Source organism: Haloferula rosea, assembly GCF_016595525.1.
GTDB classification, from domain to species: domain Bacteria; phylum Verrucomicrobiota; class Verrucomicrobiia; order Verrucomicrobiales; family Akkermansiaceae; genus Haloferula; species Haloferula rosea.
Genome location: NZ_JAENII010000007.1, coordinates 163,910 through 184,097, shown reverse-complemented (window position 1 = coordinate 184,097; position 20,188 = coordinate 163,910). Strand labels below are relative to the sequence as shown.

18 protein-coding genes are annotated in these 20,188 nt (G+C 59.5%); 7 read left to right on the top strand and 11 right to left on the bottom strand.

Annotated elements, in window-relative coordinates:
- Nucleotides 1-17: 17 nt before the first annotated feature.
- Both JIN81_RS10870 and JIN81_RS10865 read right to left on the bottom strand, forming a co-directional pair.
- Nucleotides 18-668, bottom strand: a complete 651-nt coding sequence (locus JIN81_RS10870; protein WP_325100874.1) for a sulfotransferase — start codon at nucleotides 666-668, stop codon at nucleotides 18-20.
- A gap of 69 nt (nucleotides 669-737) precedes the next feature.
- Nucleotides 738-1,640, bottom strand: coding sequence for a hypothetical protein (locus tag JIN81_RS10865; protein WP_200279047.1), 903 nt, complete (start codon nucleotides 1,638-1,640; stop codon nucleotides 738-740).
- Nucleotides 1,641-2,029: 389 nt separating this feature from the next.
- On the opposite strand from JIN81_RS10865, the gene JIN81_RS10860 reads away from it, so the two are divergent.
- From JIN81_RS10860 to JIN81_RS10845, 4 genes are all read left to right on the top strand, one after another.
- Complete coding sequence (locus JIN81_RS10860; RefSeq protein WP_200279045.1) at nucleotides 2,030-3,178, top strand: ATP-grasp domain-containing protein; 1,149 nt, start codon at nucleotides 2,030-2,032, stop codon at nucleotides 3,176-3,178.
- Between the two features lie 19 nt (nucleotides 3,179-3,197).
- Nucleotides 3,198-4,325, top strand: a complete 1,128-nt coding sequence (locus JIN81_RS10855; RefSeq protein WP_234044721.1) for a Gfo/Idh/MocA family protein — start codon at nucleotides 3,198-3,200, stop codon at nucleotides 4,323-4,325.
- Between the two features lie 29 nt (nucleotides 4,326-4,354).
- Nucleotides 4,355-5,485 carry an FkbM family methyltransferase gene (locus JIN81_RS10850; RefSeq protein WP_200279041.1) on the top strand — a complete coding sequence of 377 codons (1,131 nt, stop codon included), beginning with the start codon at nucleotides 4,355-4,357 and terminating at the stop codon, nucleotides 5,483-5,485.
- Between the two features lie 74 nt (nucleotides 5,486-5,559).
- The gene (locus JIN81_RS10845) at nucleotides 5,560-6,414 is read left to right on the top strand and encodes an FkbM family methyltransferase (protein WP_200279039.1); all 855 of its coding nucleotides are present in this window, start codon (nucleotides 5,560-5,562) and stop codon (nucleotides 6,412-6,414) included.
- 20 nt (nucleotides 6,415-6,434) lie between these two features.
- Here JIN81_RS10845 and JIN81_RS10840 read toward each other — a convergent pair whose 3' ends face one another.
- From JIN81_RS10840 to JIN81_RS10820, 5 genes are read right to left on the bottom strand one after another with little or no spacing between them, the layout of a single operon-like run.
- Nucleotides 6,435-7,532 (bottom strand): DegT/DnrJ/EryC1/StrS family aminotransferase, encoded by a 1,098-nt coding sequence (locus tag JIN81_RS10840; protein ID WP_200279037.1) that lies wholly within the window; start codon nucleotides 7,530-7,532, stop codon nucleotides 6,435-6,437.
- A gap of 53 nt (nucleotides 7,533-7,585) precedes the next feature.
- Nucleotides 7,586-8,458 (bottom strand): glucose-1-phosphate thymidylyltransferase RfbA, encoded by an 873-nt coding sequence (rfbA, locus tag JIN81_RS10835; protein ID WP_200279035.1) that lies wholly within the window; start codon nucleotides 8,456-8,458, stop codon nucleotides 7,586-7,588.
- Nucleotides 8,455-9,552, bottom strand: a complete 1,098-nt coding sequence (rfbB, locus tag JIN81_RS10830; protein WP_200279033.1) for a dTDP-glucose 4,6-dehydratase — start codon at nucleotides 9,550-9,552, stop codon at nucleotides 8,455-8,457. The genes rfbA and rfbB overlap by 4 nt, the downstream gene beginning before the upstream one ends.
- Complete coding sequence (locus JIN81_RS10825) at nucleotides 9,549-10,214, bottom strand: CatB-related O-acetyltransferase (protein WP_200279031.1); 666 nt, start codon at nucleotides 10,212-10,214, stop codon at nucleotides 9,549-9,551. Before JIN81_RS10825 ends, rfbB begins: the two co-directional genes overlap by 4 nt.
- On the bottom strand, nucleotides 10,211-11,116 hold the full coding sequence (locus JIN81_RS10820) for a hypothetical protein (protein WP_234044718.1): 906 nt from the start codon (nucleotides 11,114-11,116) through the stop codon (nucleotides 10,211-10,213). Before JIN81_RS10820 ends, JIN81_RS10825 begins: the two co-directional genes overlap by 4 nt.
- Before the next feature lie 70 nt (nucleotides 11,117-11,186).
- On the opposite strand from JIN81_RS10820, the gene JIN81_RS10815 reads away from it, so the two are divergent.
- Nucleotides 11,187-11,786: a hypothetical protein gene (locus JIN81_RS10815; RefSeq protein ID WP_200279029.1), complete on the top strand. Its 600-nt coding sequence runs from the start codon at nucleotides 11,187-11,189 to the stop codon at nucleotides 11,784-11,786.
- 21 nt (nucleotides 11,787-11,807) lie between these two features.
- Here JIN81_RS10815 and JIN81_RS10810 read toward each other — a convergent pair whose 3' ends face one another.
- From JIN81_RS10810 to JIN81_RS10795, 4 genes are all read right to left on the bottom strand, one after another.
- Nucleotides 11,808-13,013 (bottom strand): hypothetical protein, encoded by a 1,206-nt coding sequence (locus tag JIN81_RS10810; protein WP_200279028.1) that lies wholly within the window; start codon nucleotides 13,011-13,013, stop codon nucleotides 11,808-11,810.
- A 3-nt stretch (nucleotides 13,014-13,016) separates the two neighbouring features.
- On the bottom strand, nucleotides 13,017-14,567 hold the full coding sequence (locus tag JIN81_RS10805) for an MBOAT family O-acyltransferase (RefSeq protein ID WP_200279027.1): 1,551 nt from the start codon (nucleotides 14,565-14,567) through the stop codon (nucleotides 13,017-13,019).
- A gap of 86 nt (nucleotides 14,568-14,653) precedes the next feature.
- Entirely contained in the window at nucleotides 14,654-16,180 is a 1,527-nt protein-coding gene (locus JIN81_RS10800) for an MBOAT family O-acyltransferase (protein ID WP_200279026.1), read from the bottom strand.
- Nucleotides 16,181-16,186: 6 nt separating this feature from the next.
- Complete coding sequence (locus tag JIN81_RS10795) at nucleotides 16,187-17,395, bottom strand: hypothetical protein (RefSeq protein WP_200279025.1); 1,209 nt, start codon at nucleotides 17,393-17,395, stop codon at nucleotides 16,187-16,189.
- A gap of 126 nt (nucleotides 17,396-17,521) precedes the next feature.
- On the opposite strand from JIN81_RS10795, the gene JIN81_RS10790 reads away from it, so the two are divergent.
- Entirely contained in the window at nucleotides 17,522-18,442 is a 921-nt protein-coding gene (locus JIN81_RS10790; RefSeq protein WP_200279023.1) for a sulfotransferase family protein, read from the top strand.
- Between the two features lie 57 nt (nucleotides 18,443-18,499).
- A complete protein-coding gene (locus JIN81_RS10785) occupies nucleotides 18,500-20,176 on the top strand; it encodes a 4-alpha-glucanotransferase (RefSeq protein ID WP_200279021.1) in 1,677 nt (558 codons plus the stop codon).
- Nucleotides 20,177-20,188 lie beyond the last annotated feature (12 nt).

Below are 20,188 nucleotides of genomic sequence, written 5' to 3'. Positions count from 1 at the left end.
GATGGGACGGAAAGGAACTACTGCTTGCTCTGGTTTTCGTGAGGCATTGCCTGCAGCTTCCCGGGCCTGCCGAGGAAATTGCACAGGCGTTCCGCTGCGTCATCATCGCCCACGTTCAGGAGCATGAAGTCGTCGGGACGATCCCTGAAGTAATCGATGACCTTCTGGTTGTAGGCGTTGTAGTGTGCGAGGTAGATGTCGCGATCATAGATCTGCTCTTCGTTGATCTTGAGGATGGCGAGATGAGCCTTGAGAAACCAGCCTTCGGCACGATAATTGAAATCGGCCATGTCCTTCGCCGTTGGGAGGCCATCGCAACCCATGATCTTGGTGTGGAAGCGAGTCAGGGACTCGAACCAGTCCTCGGGACTGTCTCTGACCGTGAGCACGAATTTTGATCCGGGAAACGCCTTGTCCATTTCGACAAAGGTCCGGTCCAGGGAGAAGGGGATGTCTTGAAATGCGTCGGCTTCCCTACAGAGATCAATGATCCGGTCGAACCGGCCCTCGTTCCAGTCGTCGAAGAGGAGCTCGGCAGCGACTTGATCGCCCACCTTGTAGCCGAGTGCCCGGAGCGCCATGGCCATGGTGGTGGTTCCGGTCTTGTTTTGACCGACAACGAACACCTTCTGGCGTTTGCGAAAGACTCGCCTCAACACTGATTTCACCCGCCGAACTTGCTTCCCGGCGTTTCAGACTGTCAATGGGAAAGCCCGGGTGGGGGAGCTGGTCTTCGGCTAGAGTTTTCCACGCAGCCACCGCGAGTAGAACCGCCAACGATTTCTGGCGCTGGTGCCATGGAAACGCCCGAAGGCTCGATTCACCTCCTTGCTTGTCACTTCCTTGAGGTCGTCCCAGCGTTCGCGGGGCTGGTCGTAGAGCTGGACATCGTAGTTGTCGCTGGTGCCGCAGTGTTCGCCCGTTCCGTCGAAGCCGGTGTTCCTGATGAGTGATTGGCTCGGGTAGATGCAGACCATGTCCCGCTGGATGATCTCGTAGTTGGCCATGATATCATAACCGAAATACTGGCCTCTCGCGGCCTTGCCGAGCATGCCGAGAAACGGAGCTCCCAGCGATTCGAAGGCCTTTGCGCGCATCTTATGGGACCGCAGCGTCTTGGATACCTCGCTCTTGGGCATCGTTTTGCGGATGATCCTGTCATTCCTCTCCCAGGTGCCGAAACCCCAAACATTGGCGCAAGGGACGCGGAATGCCCTCATTTCCGGGCCCGCCAATTCCGGTAGCGGTGGGGTGAAGGCCACAATCCCGAACACCGCCGGATCATCCTTCCATCGAACCAGTGAGGCATTGAGAAAACCGAGGAATCCGGGAGCTGTCACACAGTCTTCCTCCAGAAAGATAAAGCGGCCGTGCTTCTCGCTGACTTCCCTGCGCAGATCCCAAAGTTGTCCCCGGTGGTTCTGGTCGAAAAAGTGGAGCTCCACACGGCCGAAACCCTCCAGATTCTCGAGGTAATTCCGGACGGCGAACACCTCCTTCTTATGTTCCGGTAGCGGACCATCCGAGGTGAGGTAGATCGTGCTCTCTGAGGCCAGTGGATTCCGTGCGAGCGATTCCAGCGACTTCTTGAGGTGATCGAGCCTCCGGTAGGTGGTCATGAAGATCGGAGCGAGGGCCATGAAGGGTCGATGATTCAGGATCTTGGAAAGGGGGCGGTGCGGCTTTCAGGTCGCTCGGATCCGCTTCGGAATGGGGCCGACCGTTTGCAAATTCCCGGCGAGAGTAAAGCGGATAGGCGGGCATGGCTTCGGCGGGTCAGAGATGACGGGCAGCGAAGGTGTGTCAGCGGCACGCTCTCCTATACGGGCCCGGTTGTGGTCTGGAGGGGTGGGCAGTGCTGCAAGCCGGAGACCCGCCGGGGATAGCGGGATCTGCGTGGGAGCGGCTGGTTTGAGCCCGTTTTACCCTTGTCAGAGTAGCGGACAGGGTGCCAAGAAATCTCCGGCGTTTCGGAGCCGGGAATCGTCCTGCCACCGGGGCGTCAAGGCCGAACCGGCCATCTTCTTCCATGCCCCGCACGCTTCTAGTTGATACCAACCGCGCCACCTATCCGGTCTACCGTGAGCTGTGTGCGCTCGGGCATGAAGTTTGGGTCGTGGGCGGGAAGCCGAATGAGCCGCTGGCGAAGCTTGCGGAGCACTACGAGCAACTCGACTACTCGGATACGGAGGCCTTGAGCAGGTTCGTGGACTCCATGGGCTTCGATTTTCTGGTGCCCGGCTGCACCGACTTGTCCTACAAGGTGTGTGCGGAAATCAACGACGGGCGTTTCAAGGGGCTCGATTCGCCGGAGACCACTCGGGTGATCAATGAGAAGCATGAATTTCGGGAGGTCGCCCGTGGAATCGGGCTGCCCGTGCCGGCAGTGCTCACGCGTGAGCAGGCCGAGGTGGCTGATGCCGTGATCGTGAAGCCGGTCGACTCCTTCAGCGGCAAGGGGATTGAGGTTGTCCGGGACGTGACTCCCGAAAAGCTTGCCAAGGCCGTGGCAGCCGCCGATGTGGCCTCTCCGACTGCCGGTTCGATCATTGAGGAGTTTGTTGAGGGCCAACTCTTCAGTCACTCGGCGTTTGTGGTGGCCGGTCAGGTGGTCACGGATGTCTTTGTGCAGGAGGACTGCACCGCCAATGCGTTCGCGGTGGATACGAGTCGCGTGGATCCGGATTTTCCCGAAAGCATGGGCGCGGCCCTGCGGAAGAACGTGGAGACACTCGCCGCATCGCTGCAACTGGTGGATGGTCTGGTCCATTCCCAGTTCATCGTCAGCGGGGATCGTTACTGGATCATCGAGGTGACCCGCCGCTGTCCCGGTGATCTCTATTCGCTCTTGATCGAATTTTCTAACGGTCAGCCGTATGCCGCGAACTATGCGTCTGGCTTTCTTGGGTGCCTGCCCGTGGCTGCGGATTCGTCAGCGGCGGAGGAATGGATCATCCGCCACACGGTCACCTCGCCCGGGGGTATGTCCTTGTGGGGGCTTGAATTCCGGCATCCGGTCGAACTCAAGCTGATGGTGCCGCTGGCTTCCTCCGGCGATTTCCTCCAGCCGAGTCCGGCAGGGCGAGCCGCGATTTTCTTTTTACGTGCATCGTCGGCGGACGAGCAGCATGCTCAATACCAGCAATTGCTTTCCGGTGACCTCTATGACCTCGCCTGAGAAGCCCCAGGAGATCGTTATGTCGAATTTGCCATTGAACCTTGGATTTGTCGGTGGAGCACCGGATTCAGCAGTCGGATATGCGCACTACTGCGCTTCGAGGATGGACAATCTTTGGTCGCTCAAGGCCGGCGCCTTCAGCACGCACGCTGAAGCCAACAAAAAGGCGGGGGAGACCTACGGAGTGGCAGAAGACCGGACCTACGGAAGTCTGGGCGAAATGCTCGAGAAAGAAGGAGATGCGCTCGATGCCGTCGTGATCCTGACCCCGACGCCCCTGCACCACGAAATGATCCTCCAGTGCCTCAATGCCGGGATGCGGGTGATCTGTGAGAAGGCGATGGCATTGACGAGTGGTGAAGCTGAAGAACTCCGTCAGGCCTGTGAGGCGAGTCAGGGATACCTCGCCGTGATCTACAATTATTCCGGTTACCCGATGGTCCGCGAACTCCGCCGCATGATTGATCAAGGTGAGCTCGGTGAGATCCTTCACTTTCAGGCGGAGATGCCGCAGGAGGGTTACCTTCGGACCGATGCCGATGGAAACAAGCCGTGTCCGCAGCAATGGCGCCTGAAGGACGGGCCCATGCCGATTCTGCACCTTGATCTCGCGGTGCACCTTCACGAGCTCATCCACTACCTGACAGGGTTTACCCCGTTGGAGGTTGTGGCCGATCAAGCCAGTCGTGGGTGGTTTGATGTCGTCGACAACGTGAATTGCCTCTGCCGCTACACGGAGAAGGTGCAGGGCCAGATGTGGTTCAGCAAGTGTGCGCTTGGTCATCGGAATGGACTGAGATTGCGGCTTTACGGCAGCAAGGCGTCGGCCGAGTGGTTTCAAGCGAACCCGGAAGAACTGGAGGTTGCCTATGCGGACGGCCGTCGCGTCAAGTTGGATCGCGCCTCATCGGTGAGTGTGGCTTCCGAGCAGCGGTATACCCGATTCAAAGCAGGTCATCCGGCTGGCTTCATCGAGGCATTTGCCAATCTCTACCGGGACCTCGCTGACTCGGTTCACGATCACAAGCAAGGTGGGTCAGGCGCTTCACGCGAGGTCTTTGGTGCCGACCTGTCGATCGAAGGTCTGAAGTTCCTCGAAGCCCTTGTCAGATCATCCAAGTCAAGCAATTGGGAGAAGGTTCAATAGCAACCTCCCAACAGAATCCATCAAATCATATGAGTGAGAATCGTCATGCCAACGCCGCCACACCCCCGAAAGACGGGTTGCTGGGATTGAAGATCCGGGAAGTTGATCCGGAGACACGCCAACTTGTCGAGCAGGTTCACGCAGGCTCTGCAGACGTGGGCCCCACGTATCTGCTGGGAAGGAACGAGCACTCCCAGGCGCTGATCGGGTTGCCGGGAGTCGCTGGCGTGATCGATGATTTTTGCTCCGATGCCGAGTGGCAAGGAAAGCCGGTGGTTCGTGGCGAGGACGTCCCGAAGGAGTCGATAGTCGTGAACTGTGTTCTCATGGCCCGCAACAACCTCGCCTTGGCGCGTGCGAAGGAACTCGGTGTTCGGGCGGTCCTTTCCTATGGTGATTTTTTGCAAGTGTTGCCGGATGCGGTCGAGGTTCCCGGCTTTTCGGCGGATACCCGGGTGGACGTCGCCGAGTACCTGGAGAGTTGGCAGGAGCTTCGGAACTCGCTTGCCGATGAGGAGTCCAAGGCGGTTCTTGATCAGGTTCTTGGATTTCGCCTCACTTGTGACCAGTCCCATCTTGAAAGCCAGACCTATCGGCCGAAGGAACAGTACTTTGAGGACTTCCTCGGTCTTGGCGCGGGCGAGGTCTTCGTCGATTGCGGCGGCTTTGATGGCGATACGACCGAGGAATTCTGCAAGCGGTGCCCTGAATATGACAGTGTTTACTTCTTCGAGCCATCCGAGACGAACCTGAAGAAGGCAAAGGAGCGTTTGACTGGTTTGAGTAACATCAACTACGTGAAGGAGATCGCCTCAGACAAATCGGGCACCATGTGCTTCGATGCCGATTCCGGCTCAGCGAGTGCGGTTTCCGACAGCGGAACGGAAGAGGTGCAGGCAACAACGATTGACGAACGTGTTGAGGCGAAGGTGAGCTTCGTGAAGATGGACATCGAGGGATGGGAGATCAATGCCCTGACCGGGTGCCGCCGTCATATCGCGGAAGATCATCCGAAGTTGGCCATCGCCGTTTACCACCATCCATCCGACTTCAGGGTGCTGAAGGACTACATCCTCGGCATCCGTCCGGACTACAAACTGTATCTCCGGCATTACACCGAGGGTTGGACCGAGACCGTGATGTATTTCGTTCCCGCCTGACGGTCCCCGTCGTTCTTACAGACGAAACCGATTCCGATTGGCTCCTGCCTTTGCGTCATTCTTGCTAACTGGATATGAGCTCCGAACTACCCAGAACACTCCCCGAGCTGTATTCGCATATCAATAAGCTCCTGCCCAAGGAGATCGACTTCGGGGAAGCGAAGTTGCATGTGGATGAGAGCAGTGTGTCCACTTACAGGAAGGAAGAGTATTGGAGAATGTTCCATAGCTCATTCCTCGTGAAGGTCCGTGAGTACATGGCGCCCGACGTGGTGGTTGATGTAGGAGCGAATGTAGGCTTTATGACACTTCGCTTCGCACGGGCCTTTCCTGATTCCACGGTCATTGCGGTAGAACCGAATCCACATCTGATAGGTGTGATCCAGCGCAATTGCGAGGAGAATGGGCTGGGCAACGTCAAGGTGGTGAATGCCGCCGTTGGAGATGTTGTCGAGGATGCCGTCGAGCTCCAAGTGAACCTGGCAATGAGTGTTGATTCCCGTGTCAAGGGGCTGACGGGGAATTTCGAGACGGTTTCGGTTCCGCAGACCACGGTGGATCAGATTCTCGAGGATGAAGGTGTTACTTCAGGCTCTGTGTTCGTGAAGGTGGATACTCAGGGGTATGAGGACAAGGTCTTGGCCGGTTGCCGATCCCTGATGGGCGGGGACTTCAACCCGTTGTTATTGATCGAATACGCCCCGTGGTGGATCGAGCAAGCTGGTGGTGATCCTGATGCATTCCTTGAGGATCTCGTCGGTCGCTATCGCGTTTGCGAGAATCTTGATATCGATGGATACTATACGAAGCCGTTCGATGAACTTCTAAGTCGGCCGATTGCTTCTGCGGACGCAAGGGCCTTTGCTGCTTACACCCGCAAACTCAGCCGAAATCGCAGGGGCTGGTGTGATCTGCTGATCACCAGATGAGTCGGGTGATCGCCGCGGGTTCAGGCGGCAAGTCCGAGCGCTCTGATCACTCTGGCCAATTCCGCGTCTGTCAGAGCGTGGGACAGTGGCAAGCACAGGATTCGACGACTGATGTCGGATGAAACCGGGCACCCGTCGCGGTCGTCTGTCGAGAAACTCTGATTGAGGCAAGGGTAGAAGTAGCGCCGCGGGTGGATGTCATCTTGACCCATTCGCTGCACGGCTCGAAGGAGGTTTTTTTCCGACTCAAATAGAACCGGGAAGTAGGAGTGGTTCCACTCCGTGTCGCTTCTGAGGGCGAATGCGGGCCGGATCTCCGACTGGTTTGCGAGTGCCTCCTTGTAGGTTTGGCAAATCTTCTCCCTGCGGCCGCTGATTTCTCCGAGCCGGTCCATCACGGCAAGGCCCATGGCTGCATGCATCTCAGACATCTTTGCGTTGATGCCGATGCCATGAAAGCTGTCGTTATCCTTGTGGCCGAATCGACGCATCCACTCGACCCTGTCCATGACATCCGGCGCGGCGGCCGTAACGAAGCCGCCTTCGACCGTGTGGAACAGCTTGGTCGCGTGCGTGCTGACCATGGAAGCATGACCAAACGAGAGGATGCTCTTTCCCTGGTGGCGCACTCCCCATGCGTGTGCAGCGTCGTAGATCAGTGCCAGACCATGCTTGTCCGCGATGCGTGCGAGTGAGTCGACAGCGCATGGATTGCCGAACACATGAGTGGCGATGATTGCTTCGCTGGATGAATCGATCGAAGCCTCGACCGCGGCTGGATCGAGCGTGAGATGGTCGGACTCGATGTCTGCAAAGCGAACGTCAAGGCCTTCCCAAGCAGGACAGGACGAGGTCGCCACGTAGGAAAACGGCGTTGTGATCACCGTTCCGCGCACATCCATGGCCTTGAGAAGCAGCTGCAGGCCGAGCCCACCGTTTGCCACACAGAGCACGGGGCGCTCGAGTCCGAGGTGGGTAGGAATTCTGGATTCCAGTTCCCGAACCAAGGGTCCCTGATTGGTGAGGTGGTTTCGTTCCCATACGCCCTGGAGGAGGTCGGTATAGGCACGGAACTCCGGGAGAAAGGGAGTGGTGACTTGAATGGGGGCGGTGGCCATGAAGGTGTGCGCAGGAAAGGAGGATGTCGCAACCCGGAGCGGGTCGGGGTCGTCTAGCTCCGGGAGTCCCGGACCAGCTGGCGCAGGTAGTCGCCGTAGGTGCTGTTGGAATACTCGGCGGCCAGACTTGCGAGTTGGTCGGCGTTGATGAACCCCGAGTAGAAGGCGGTTTCCTCGATGCATCCGATCTTGGTCCCTTGACGTTCCTCGATCACACGGACGAAGGTTGAGGCCTCGTTGAGGGACTGGAAGGTACCCGTGTCGAGCCAAGCGATACCGCGGTTGAAGATGCCGACCTTGAGTTGTTGCCTCTGGAGGTAGGCCTGGTTGATTGAGGTGATCTCGAGCTCTCCGCGTTCCGATGGCTCGACGGCCCGCGCGATTTCCACCACTTCGTTGTTGTAGAAATACAGCCCGGGAACGGCAAAGTGTGACTTCGCCTTGATCGGCTTCTCTTCGATCGAGAGGACGTTCTGGTCCTTGTCGAACTCGACCACTCCGTAGCGCTCGGGGTCGTGAACGGGAGCCGCGAAAATGACGGCACCCTCGGGATTCGCATTCTCGCGGATGAGCTGGCCGAAGCCGGAGCCATAGAAGATGTTGTCGCCGAGAATCAGCGCGACAGAGTCATCGCCGATGAAGTCGGCACCAATCGTGAATGCCTGGGCGAGCCCTTTGGGTTCGGGTTGCTCGGCGTACTCGAAGTCGCATCCGAGTTGCTTGCCATCACCGAGCAGTTCCTTGAAGAGCGGGAGGTCCCGGGGTGTGGATATGATCAGGACTTCCCGAATCCCGGCCAACATGAGCACGGAAAGCGGATAGTAGATCATCGGCTTGTCATAGACCGGCATCAACTGCTTCGAGAGCACCTTGGTGACCGGATGGAGGCGGGTTCCTGATCCGCCGGCGAGAATGATTCCTTTCATGATCTGGGTTGGGTTCCGAGTCGTTCGAGCTGGTATTCACCGGAGAGGATACGCTGCCACCAGCCGGTATGGGTGAGGTACCAGTCGATCGTTTCGCGCAGCCCTTCCTCAAAGGTGTGGGCGGGCGACCAGCCGAGTTCGGCGTGGATCTTGCTGAGGTTGATGGCGTAGCGGCGGTCGTGTCCGGGACGGTCGGTTACGAAGGTGATCAACTCGCGGAAACTCTCTCCACTTCGATTTGCGACAGCCTGGGGATGCTGGTCAAGGAGGTCGCAGAGCATTTCCACGAGGGCGAGATTCCTCATCTCGTGGTTGCCGCCGACATTATAGGTCTCTCCCGTTCGTCCTTTCTCGAAGACGGTGAGAAGGGCGTCGGCGTGGTCTTCGACATGGAGCCAGTCCCGGATCTGTCTCCCGTCCCCGTAGACCGGCAGGGGCTTGCCTGCGATGGCGTTGAGGATCATGTGGGGGATCAGTTTCTCGGGGAACTGACGGGGACCATAGTTGTTCGAGCAATTGGTGATGAGAACGGGGAGCCCGTAGGTCCTCGCCCACGCGCGGACGAGGTGGTCGGAAGCCGCCTTGGACGCCGAATAGGGGGAACTGGGATCGTAGCGGTTCTGTTCGGTGAAGGCCGGATCGGTTTCCGACAGGTCACCGTAGACTTCATCCGTGGAGATGTGGAGCAGACGGAATGGCTTCCGGACGGATTCATCGGCTTCCGCAAGGTAAGCCCGGGTGATCTCGAGCAGCGTGTGGGTGCCGATGACATTGGTGTCGATGAAGGCGCGGGATCCTTCGATGGAACGGTCGACATGGGACTCGGCCGCAAGGTGGAACACTCCGGTGGGTTGAAATTCGGCGAAGGCGGAGGTCAGCGCTGCCCGATCGGTAATGTCGATCTGCTTGAATCGATAGCGGGGGTCATCCTTGACGGCTTCCAGCGACTCGGGGTTTCCGGCGTAGGTCAGAGAATCGACATTCAAGACCTCGTAAGCGGTCGTCCGGAGGAGGTGATGGATCAGGGCGCTGCCGATGAAGCCGGCGCCGCCAGTCACGAGCACTCTCTGGGGTTGTGTGGATGATGCACTCATGAGGCTGGGTTCTCCGGGTTGGATGGGTGATGTTCTTGTACGAGGGCGAGGAGGTCGTCGTCGTTGATCTGGTCAGGAGCTTTGTTCCACCACTCCGACTCCAGCAGCCTCGCGATGGTTTCCTGAGGAAAGCGGAAGCGGCGGGCCTTGGGGGGGCTGCCGTAAAACACCGCATAGGGGGGGACGTCCTTGGCGACTACGGTGTTGGCTCCGATGATGGCGCCGTGGCCGATGGTGACGCCATCCACGATGATGGCTCGTGCTCCAATCCAGACGTCATGGCCAATGGTGACAGGAGCGGATTCCTCAAAGCCGAGGTCGGTCTTCGAGTGGCCCAGTCGTTCGCTCAGCGGATGGCTGGGAGAGTAGGTCAGTGGAGAGGTGGAAAAATGGTCGGTAGGGTGCTTGCCGAGCCCTCCGATGATCACTTCCGGTCCGATGCTGCAGTAGCGTCCGATTGTGCCATCGTGGATGCGGATGTCGTAGGCCAGATAGCTGTAGCCTCCGATGGACGATTGTTTCACGCGGCAACCCGGTCCAACGCAGACCGGCCCTTCGAGACTGCTGTTCCGGCTGATGCGTGCGGAGGGGTGGACGAACTCCGGTTTTCCGTAGGGGGCGAACCGTCGTTGGTGCCTCCATTGTCTCAGCCACTGCTTCATGACCTGGAGGCGACGGTTGGGGCTAACAGTGAAGGCTGGAGCCGCAGCCGGAGTTGATCGTCGGGCAGCTCGGGAAGCTCGGAAAAATTGATCCAATCCGGCATCGATGGATGCCAGAAGTCGTCTTGAATCACCTGACCGTTACCAATCAGGCCGGCGAGCCAGCTGAAGCAACTCTTGGCCGCGAATAGGACGTCGGCGGATACCATGGCGTGGATGGTGGTCAGGGGATCCAGATCCAGATGCCATTGGGGTTCAAGTGAATCAAATTCAGACAGGTTCTGCCCGGCCTGGGAGAACAGGTGGACTTGACAGTGGTCGGGCCCCAGCAGTTGGACGATGCGGTGCACGTGCGAGTGGATCGTGGTTCCCTCGGTGAAGCGCTCGGAGAAGGTGCCACTCGAGGTCACGTCACCACGGCGGACATGAACCGCCAGATTCAGCTTTGATTTGTCGTCAAGTGGTGTGGCCGGCTTGGCGTGATGGAAATACTTTGTCCGCATCGATGGTCGGAGTGCGTCCCATGCATCGACGAGCTGGTTGGTGACCTTATGGCAGTGGTGGACCACATTCAGAGCGCCCTTCCTCGGACTTTTTCGATGAGGTTTCGGCAAGGGCACCTCCTTCAGGTCGCCGATGTCCTCGGCTTGCGTCTCTCCGTGGCCGATGGAGAAGAACTCCTCCCAGGTTTTGACCCATTCCGATGGGGAAAGGTCGCTGGGACGATGGGCGATTTCCTGGAAGGGGGTGTGGGCGTAGGTCGCGCGGTGGTGGGCCGCGTAGAGGATGGTGGAGAGGTGGGCGCACACCTGGGCACCGCCTCCATCCCTCCGATCCCGGCATGTCACGTATGCCCTCTTTGGGTTCCTTCCAAACACGACCGAGATTGACGGCAGCGCCATGGGGTCGCAAGTCCGATTCTCCATAATGCGCTTGGAACCGGGGCTGGAGAATTCTAGCGTCCGCCCAAGCATGTCTTGGTTGAAACAGCTCAAGGAGCGTCGCAGATACAAGAAGTGGATTGAGGATGGTCGCCCGCTCCCGCCGCCACCCTTGGCGAAGCGCGCCATGCACTTGGAGTATGCCGAACGGTTCGGTCTGAGGATTTTCGTGGAAACCGGAACCTTCAAGGGGGACACGGTCGAAGCGATGCGGCCGCATTTCGAGCGGATCTACTCGGTTGAATTGGCCGAAAAGTTCTATCACGAGGCGGTGAAGCGCTTCCAAGGCGTGGACAAGGTGAAGCTGCTTCAGGGCGACAGCGGAGAGCGGATGCCTGAGATCGTCGCTGAACTGGATGCTCCCACGCTCTTCTGGCTCGACGGCCACTACTCGGGAGGAGATACCGCCAAGGGAGAGCTCGCAGCTCCGGTGTGGGCCGAACTGAAGGCGATCTTCGCCGGGATGAAGCAGCCATTCGTCATTCTGATCGACGACGCACGGTGTTTCACCCAAGTCGGCGGCGATGCCTACCCGGCGGTCGCGGACATCGAGAAATGGGTCGAGGAGCAGGGTCGCGATCTAACGCTCGAGGTCGACATGGATTGCATCCGGATCGCTCCGAAGGGGTGAGGATGGGTGCGGTGGGCGTCGCTACTCCTGATAGTGGCTGATGCTTTCGACCATCCAGTTCCACAAGTCCGGACTCTCGGTCTTGAACCGCTCGTAGCCGGCGAAGAGTTGCTCCGATCGGGACTGCAGGCCATCGAGCGTCAGCTCGACTCCGTAGTCTTTGCCTGGTCCTTCAATGGGCCAGTCCATGATGCGCGCAAGCATCACGTCGCCGAGGGCCTTGCGGGCGTGGGTGCCATCAAGCCACCACTTCATCCTTTCGCCCGGCGGCGTGAATTTCTCGCAGTTCAGGGCGTGGAAGTCATTGAAGTCCCAGACCGTCGCTGCGGGGGCATCGGGATGCGCCTCATTGGAATCCTTCAGCATTTTCAGGATCAGCTCGCGGTCCATCAGATGGGTGGGATCCACATCGTCGAGATAGTAGTAGACGCCCAGGTAGGTGGCGTGGTTGGGCGGGAGGACGACGACCAGCTTGCAATTCGCGGCCTTGGTATCGTCGAGGATGCGTTGGAGACACTCCATCTTCCACGGATTCGGGCTGATCCCGGTACGACGCCCGCGGATGACACGCATGGCATGAGGGATGGAATCGCGGTCGATGACCTGGGCGACGTCGTAGTTCTCCTGATGTCGGAGTCGGTGGCCCTGAATGGTGTATTCGGGCGGGCGTTTGTTGATCCGGTTGGTGATGGCCCGGAAAGATGCCTCGAATGAGGAGATGCCCACGACGTAGCGGAGTTCCCGCTCGAAGGCGTCGCCCTTCTCGTTGAATGGCGACTCCATGTAGCCGGTGTTCCGCATGCCTGAACCACCGTGAAGCATGTCCCCCAGGTCGATGCCCACGACGGCGAGCTGGAGGGGATCATTCTGGATCGTGTAGTGGAGGATGCCGGACGTTTCGGGAAGTGTCCCCGCACTGACCGCGAGGTTGACCGCCTTTTCATCGCCCCACTCCGGGAGCGCGGGATCCATGGCAATATCGATCCGGGATGAGCCGAAGAAGGCTGCGTCCCAGGACTCGGAACGGACGAGGCCGGCCTTGGCGGTCCGCTGCTGACGGTAGATCGGGCGCCATTCGGCGAAGCCTTCGTCAGTCCAGGGGGCCGGCGTGACCCACAAGGGATTGATCCACGTATTCACCGCCGCGAAAAGCGTAACGGCGAAGGCGAAGAAGCCGACGACGGACCGGACGTAACGTCTGTAGGGTTGTTGAGAACTCCCGAGCATGAATCAGAATTGAAAATAGATGAACTCGCTGAGCTTGTCGAATTGGTAGATCGTTCCCATCAGCAGGAGGATCGAGAAGGTGGCCCATGGGCCGGTCGGGCGCCATTGCCACCAACGGCGTGGACCCAGTTGACCGCCGGGGAGCCGATCAAGCCCGAGACCGGGTTGGTAGCGGCGCATCCATTGCTGGGTATTCGGCAGGCACCAGACGAGGAGCACGCACATGACGGCGCGGAATGCATGGCGGTCCTTCACGGCCATGGCGCTTCGGTCGGGCCAGAGTTCAAAGCCATTGAGCCCGAACATGGAGCTGAGGATGGAACGAGTGGCTTCCAAGGCCCTGGCGGTGGATCCGTCGGGTCCCAATTCGAAGCTGCCGGCCCGGAAGGGCACCCAAGCGACGAGAACGGCCACGAAGGTGAGGAGGATCGCGAGCGGCTTTGGCAGGGCGGGCCAACTCATCGCCTTGCGTAGGGCAAACCAAGCGTGATTGATGCACAGGTAGGCTCCGTGGAGCAGTCCCCAGAGCAAGAAGGTCCAACCGGCGCCGTGCCACAATCCGCCCAGCGCCATCGTGATGAGGAGGTTGGTGTAGCGACGGACCTTTCCACAGCGGTTCCCACCAAGGGTGATGTAGAGGTAGTCGCGGAGGAATCGCGACAGGGTCATGTGCCAGCGTCGCCAGAAGTCGACCACTGAGGTGGCTTTGTAGGGTGAGTGGAAATTCAATGGCAGTCGAATGCCGAACAGTCTGGCCGCACCGATGGCCATGTCGGAGTAACCGGAGAAATCGAAGTAGATCTGGAGGGCGTAGCTCGTGGAAGCGGCCCAGGCCTCTCCCATGGTCAGGTCCCGCTCACCCGTCGTAGCCATGCCGAACAGTCGGGTGGCGATGGGCGCGAAATTGTCGGCGAGGACGACCTTCTTGAACAGGCCGGCAAGCAGGATGGTGAGGCCGGTGGAAAAATTGACCCAGCGGTGCGAGTTGTGCCGTCCCTTCTGGAACTGGGGCAGCATCTCCTTGTGGTGCACGATCGGGCCGGCGATCAGTTGGGGGAAGAAGGTGACGAAGAGGAGATAGTCGACGAAGTTGTATTCCTTGGTTTCCCCCCGCCAGGCATCGACGAGATAGGCGACCTGCTGGAAGGTGAAGAAGGAGATACCGAGGGGGAGGATGACGTCGGGAAGCGACATTCCACTGCCGGTGAGGGCTTCCAGCGTTTTGGTGAAAAGTCCGGCGTATTTGAAGTAGCCGAGCACGCCGAGGTTGGCCGTCACGCCGAGGACCAGCGCCATCTTGCCGGGCCGACTGGCCTGATGGCCCGAGATGAACCGCCCGAACAAATAGTTTCCAATCGATGAGCCGAGGATCAGGGCGAGCCACCACGGTGACCATGGCTGGTCCGGGTTCGGATTCCACCATCCGTAGTAGAGCAGGCTCATCACGACGAGCCATGAGAATCCGCCGCGGAGGCTGCGCGATCCCACCATGTAGAAGCCCAGCAGTGTGAGCGGAAGGAAGAGAAGCAGGAAGGTGTAGGAATTGAAAATCATCCGTATCCGAGGCGCAGGAGGTATTTAGGGGGCTGCGCGGGCACTGGCAACGCTCATTCCGTCCCGATTGGGCAGGGGGTGCGAGCCTAGAACTGGAAGTAAATGAATTCGCTGACCTGATCGAACTCCCGACCCACGGCATAGAGGATTGCGAGGGTGAATCCGAGCCAGGGCAGGGTGGGACGCCATTGCCACCAGTGGCGCCGGCACCCGCTCGAGGGCTTGGGCAGGCCGATGGCGGGAACATACCGCCGCATCACCTGCTGGGTATTGGGAAGCAGGAGCACCACCAGCAGTCCTGCGATCACCGGGCGGACCGCCCGTGTCTTGGCCGTCACGATGGCGGTATCGGGAGGCCAGAAGGTGAACCCGTTCAGACCCAGCATGGAGCGGAACATCTGGCCTGCCGTTTCGAGCGCGGCGGTGGTCGAACCATTGGCCGCAAACTCGTAGTTGCCGGAGCGGAAGGGAACCCAGGCGAAGACGACAGCCAATAGGGTGAGTCCGAGCGCGAGCGGCTTGGGAATCTGGCGGAGTGAGAATTTCCTGCGCAGCGTGTGCCAGCCGTGGTTGATGCACAGGTAGAGTCCGTGGAGTCCGCCCCAGAGGATGAAGGTCCACCCAGCGCCATGCCATAGCCCTCCGAGGAGCATCGTGAGCATCAGGTTGACGTAGCGTCGGGCCGGTCCCTTCCGATTGCCGCCGAGGGAAATGTAGAGGTAGTCGCGGAGGAAACGGGAAAGCGTCATGTGCCAGCGTCGCCAGAACTCGACGATGGACGTGGCCTTGTAGGGCGAAGCGAAGTTCAGCGGAAGGCGGATGCCGAAGAGACGTGCCGACCCGATCGCAATGTCGGAATAGCCGGAAAAGTCGAAGTAGATCTGCAGCGTGTATCCGAGCGCGCCAGCCCATGCTTCGCCCATGGTGGGAGCTCTCGACTGGGCATCGGCAGCCAGATCGAAGATTGGTCCGGTACTGCGTGCCAGGTAGTCGGCGATGACCACCTTCTTGAACAGGCCGAGCGCGATGATGGTGACTCCGATGGAGAAATCCAGGGAGTTCAGGCCGCGGCCACGGCCGCGCTCGAACTGTGGCAGCATCTCCTTGTGGTGGACGATGGGGCCGGCGATCAGTTGGGGGAAGAACGAGACGAAGAGCAGGTAGTCGGTGAAGTGGTATTCCTTGGTTTCACCCCGGCGTGCATCCACGAGGTAGGCGATCTGTTGGAAGGTGAAGAAGGAGATTCCGAGAGGAAGGATGATGTCCGGAATGTTCAGGCCTTCGCCGGTGAGTGCCTCGAAGGTTTTGTCGAACAGACCCGCGTACTTGAACCACGCAAGCAGGGCGAGATTCGCGACGACACCCAGGACCAGAATCCCCTGTTTCCGCGCTTCAGCAGCGTTCCCGGAGAGTTGTCGGCCGACGAGGAAGTTGAAGCCGCAGGAAGCACCGATCACCCAGAGGTCCGCGGGTCGCCACCATGCGTAGTAGAGGAAGCTCATCGCCACGAGCCAGCCGATGGCGACGCGGTAGGGAGCGCCGCGCAACAACTGGAATCCGATCAATGCGATCGGAAGGAAGAGGAACAGATAGGGGTAGGAGTTGAAGATCATCCGGCTTCAGGGCGTCTCGCTTGCCATGTTCTCCTTCCATTCCAGATCCCTTGCACCGGATCCGGTCAGGTATTCCACCGAGTCATGCTTGATCTGCTCGATCCTCGCTGGGAGGGACTCTTCCGTCACTCGCGCACCGTAGTCGGCGGCGATGGGGGGCTGCACCGGCCAGCCCATCATGCGTGCCTGCATGGCGTTGCCGATCTGGAGGGTGAAGTGATCGAGATCCGTCCAGTATTTCATCGGCTCGCCTTCATCGAGTGGCAGCGGTTCGGTATTGATCGGGTGGAAGTCGAGGAACTCCCAGTAGTCGATCTCCGGCCCCACAGACTCGATGGCGTTGGCTTCACCCACGAGTGCGACGAGCGCCTCACGCTCCGCCTGATAGAGACAGATCGGCTCCTCGATCCCGTCCGAGCTGGATCCAAGGAGGGCATGGCGGGGTTGCAGGAAAAGGACGAGGCGGGTCGGGCTCTCTCTGACCGCCGAAAGAAGCTCCCGCAGGGCTTCAATTTTCGGTGGATTCACCACTTTGGCGGTGGGCGAGTCGTCGGCGAGAAAGGCTTCACCTGCTAGATTCGAACGGATGAAATCGAGCTGACGGTGGCCGCCTCGTCCCCGGCCGAGGCCTCGTTTCCGCAGGCCTTCGGGGGTATAGGTGGCTGGACGTTCGAGCCGCTTGCGCTCAAGCGTCTCGAGGGATTCTTCGAGTGTCGAGATGCCGATCCAGTAGCGGATCTCGCGATCCAGGGCATCCCCATCCGGGTTGAAGGGGGAGCTGTAGAAATCTCCGAGTGGGCGGGTGTCGACGGAGCTCGTCAGGTCACCGGGGTCGATGCCCATGAGGATGAGTTCCGGTGGGTCGTGCCGGAGCAGGTATTGGGCGATGGCGACGGACTCGAAGAGGAACCCGCCGCTGCATCCGAGGTTCAGCACCTTCCGGTCTCCCCACTGCTCAAGGGAGGGGTCGAAGCCGTTGGCGATGCGTGAGGAACCGATGAAGGCCACATCGATCGGTCCGGCCTGGCGCAGCATGCCGGCCTTTCCGGACCGGATCTGCGAGGAAATCTCGCGATAGGGGTCGAACTCCGGGTCAGCCCATGGTTGAGCGGTGAGGCGAAGTGGGTCGACCCAGGTATTGATCGCCGCCGCAACTACAGTGGCGCATACGACCGCTACCAGAAACCCGGTGGTGTATCGGCGTGAGGCGCGCATGCTTTGCTTATGAGTCGCCAGCCGCGGGCTTGTCAACGGTCGGGGATGCAGGGATGGCCCCAGAAATCTGAATCGAGGGTGGCCCTGCCGGGAGGCTCACCTTAGATTTGGCGCTTAGTTCAATTCATGAAGCCGGATTTCATTTGTATCGGAGCGCAGAAGGCGGGGACGAGTTGGCTTCATGCGAACTGCGAGAAACATCCCGACTTCGCGATGCCGCCGGTGAAGGAGCTGCACTACTTCGACCGCGAGGAAAAGTATCTCTCGGCCGATCACCTTGCGGTGACGCGTCTGAAGGACCGGATGGCGGATCCGGTATGGAAGAAGAAGATGATCGGAGACATCTGGCGCCCGCTGCGGTCGCTCAAGATCTCAAAGGCGCGCTGGTGGGCCCGCTTCCACCTGAACGACTTCACGGATGACTGGTATCGGTCGCTCTTCGATATCCGCCGCGGCTTGAGTGGGGATGTGACGCCTTCGTATTCGGCGATGTATGAGGAAGATATCGCGCACATGCATCGCGTTGCTCCACAGGCGAAGCTGATTTTCCTGATCAGGAATCCGGTCGACCGGGTCTGGTCGATGCTGCGTTTCGCAGAGCAGCATGGCAGGCCTTTGGATCTTGAGGATCTCGACAAGTTCAAGCGGCGGGTGGATGCCCCGGCCCAGGACATGCGGACCGACTATCTGCGGACGGTGGACCTGGTGCTCAAGTATTATGCTCCCGAGCAACTGATGATCGGCTTTTTCGATGCCATCCGTAGGGATCCTGACGGGTTGTTCGGGGCGGTGTGCGATTATTTGGGGGCGCCGAGGCCGAGCGGAGGTGGTGGAGGGCTGCGAAAGAAGGTCAACGAATCCAAGAAGAAGAGTTCGTGTCCGCCCCATTTCAGGGACTACCTCGTGAGCAAGTACGCCGGTCTGACTGAAGCGCTGGCCGATCGCTATGGGAGCTATGCGAACGAGTGGCTGAAGGGACTGCGGGGGGATGAGGTGGTTTCTCAGGACGCTGACTCCTTCCCAGCGGTGATTTTTCCCGGGCGATGAATTTGCTTAAACCCTGAATGGATTTGAAACCATTCGCCAACATCTGACCCAACGCTCATGCCTGAACGCCTCGCTGCTCTTCTCCTGCCCGTATTTTCGCTCCACAGAGAGGGGGATTTGGGAATTGGTGACACCCGCTCGATGCATGAGTGGATCGATCTCGCCGCGGATCATGAGGTCGGTCTCTTCCAGATGCTGCCCATCAATGAAATGGGTGTGGACGACAGTCCCTACAACGCGATTTCGAGTGTGGCTCTGGAGCCACTCTACCTTGCATTTGAAGATGTCCCTGGTATCGACGCTGATCTGCTGGCGGAGGCTCGCCAGCAGGCGGGTGAGCCGGCTTCCGATCGGGTGAATTACGAACAGGTCCGGAGGACGAAACGTCGTCTGCTCGATGTCGCGTGGGGCCGATGGTCGTCCGCTCCGGCCGGGCTTCACGATGATCTCGCATCATTCCGCCGGAGTGAGTCGGCGTGGCTGGATGACTACTGCGTGTATCGTTGGTTGATGGAGGCCGAGGGCGAGAACGAGGCGTGGGATGAGTGGCCCGAGGAGTTTCAGAGCGTTGATGGGGCACGGGGCCGGTTGGCTGCGGCGTTGCGGGCGGATGCGGGAGCGGTGAATGACCGTTTGGAGTTCTTCGCGTGGGTGCAGTGGCTGTGCTTCCGTCAATGGGAAGGGGTGCGGAAACATGCCGACGAGCGTGGCCTCAAGCTCATGGGGGACATCCCCATCGGTGTGAGTCGCTACTCCGCTGACGTGTTTTTCGGTCGTGATGATTTCGATATTGATTGGTGTGGCGGGGCGCCTCCGGAAACGGTGTTCAAGCACGATCGCTTCATCCAGAAGTGGGGTCAGAACTGGGGTATCCCTCTTTATCGATGGGAGAAGATGGAGGCGGAGGGATTCCCTTGGTGGCGGCAACGGATCCAGAAACTCGTTGGGATCTTCCATGTATTCCGGGTCGATCACGTGCTCGGATTCTATCGGATCTACGGGTTCCCTTGGACACCGAACCGGAATGCGGAGTTCATCGATCTCAGCAAGGAGGAGGCGGCGGAGAAGACGGGAGGACTGCTTCCCGGATGGGTTCCGCGCCCCGATGACACCGCGGAGAATTGCGCACTGAATCGGGCCGATGGGGATGTCCGCCTCAAGATGGTGCAGGAGGTGGCCGGCGAAGATGCCGTGGTGGGTGAGGACCTGGGTTGTGTGCCCGACTATGTGCGTCCGCACCTCTATTCGCTTGGCATCTGCGGGTTTCGGATCCCGCATTGGGATTTCGACGAGGAGGGCGTGGTGATTCCTTACGACAAGTTGCCCGAGACGTCGTTCGCCACCTATGCCACACACGACCATGATTCCATCCCGGCGATGTGGGAGGATTACCGCAGGCGGGTGTCGCCGGATGCCGCCGACGAGGACGACCGGAACGACACGATGAAAGCCCTACAGGCTTTGGCGGATTTCGGTGGGATCGATGATTTGGGTCCCATGAACGATGAGAAGCTCTGGAAGCTCATCGATCGCTTGATGGTCTCGAGTTCGCGATACGCGGCGATCATGATCACCGACCTGTTCAATATGACGGATCGGATCAACCAGCCCGGGACGGTGGGTCCCCACAATTGGAGTCTTTTCCTCGGGCAAACGGCGGAACAATCGAGAAATCATCCAGCCTGGAAACGTCTGGCCCTTTCGATCAAGGAGAGTGGGAGATCCCCGGGCTGATCCCGCCGGGTG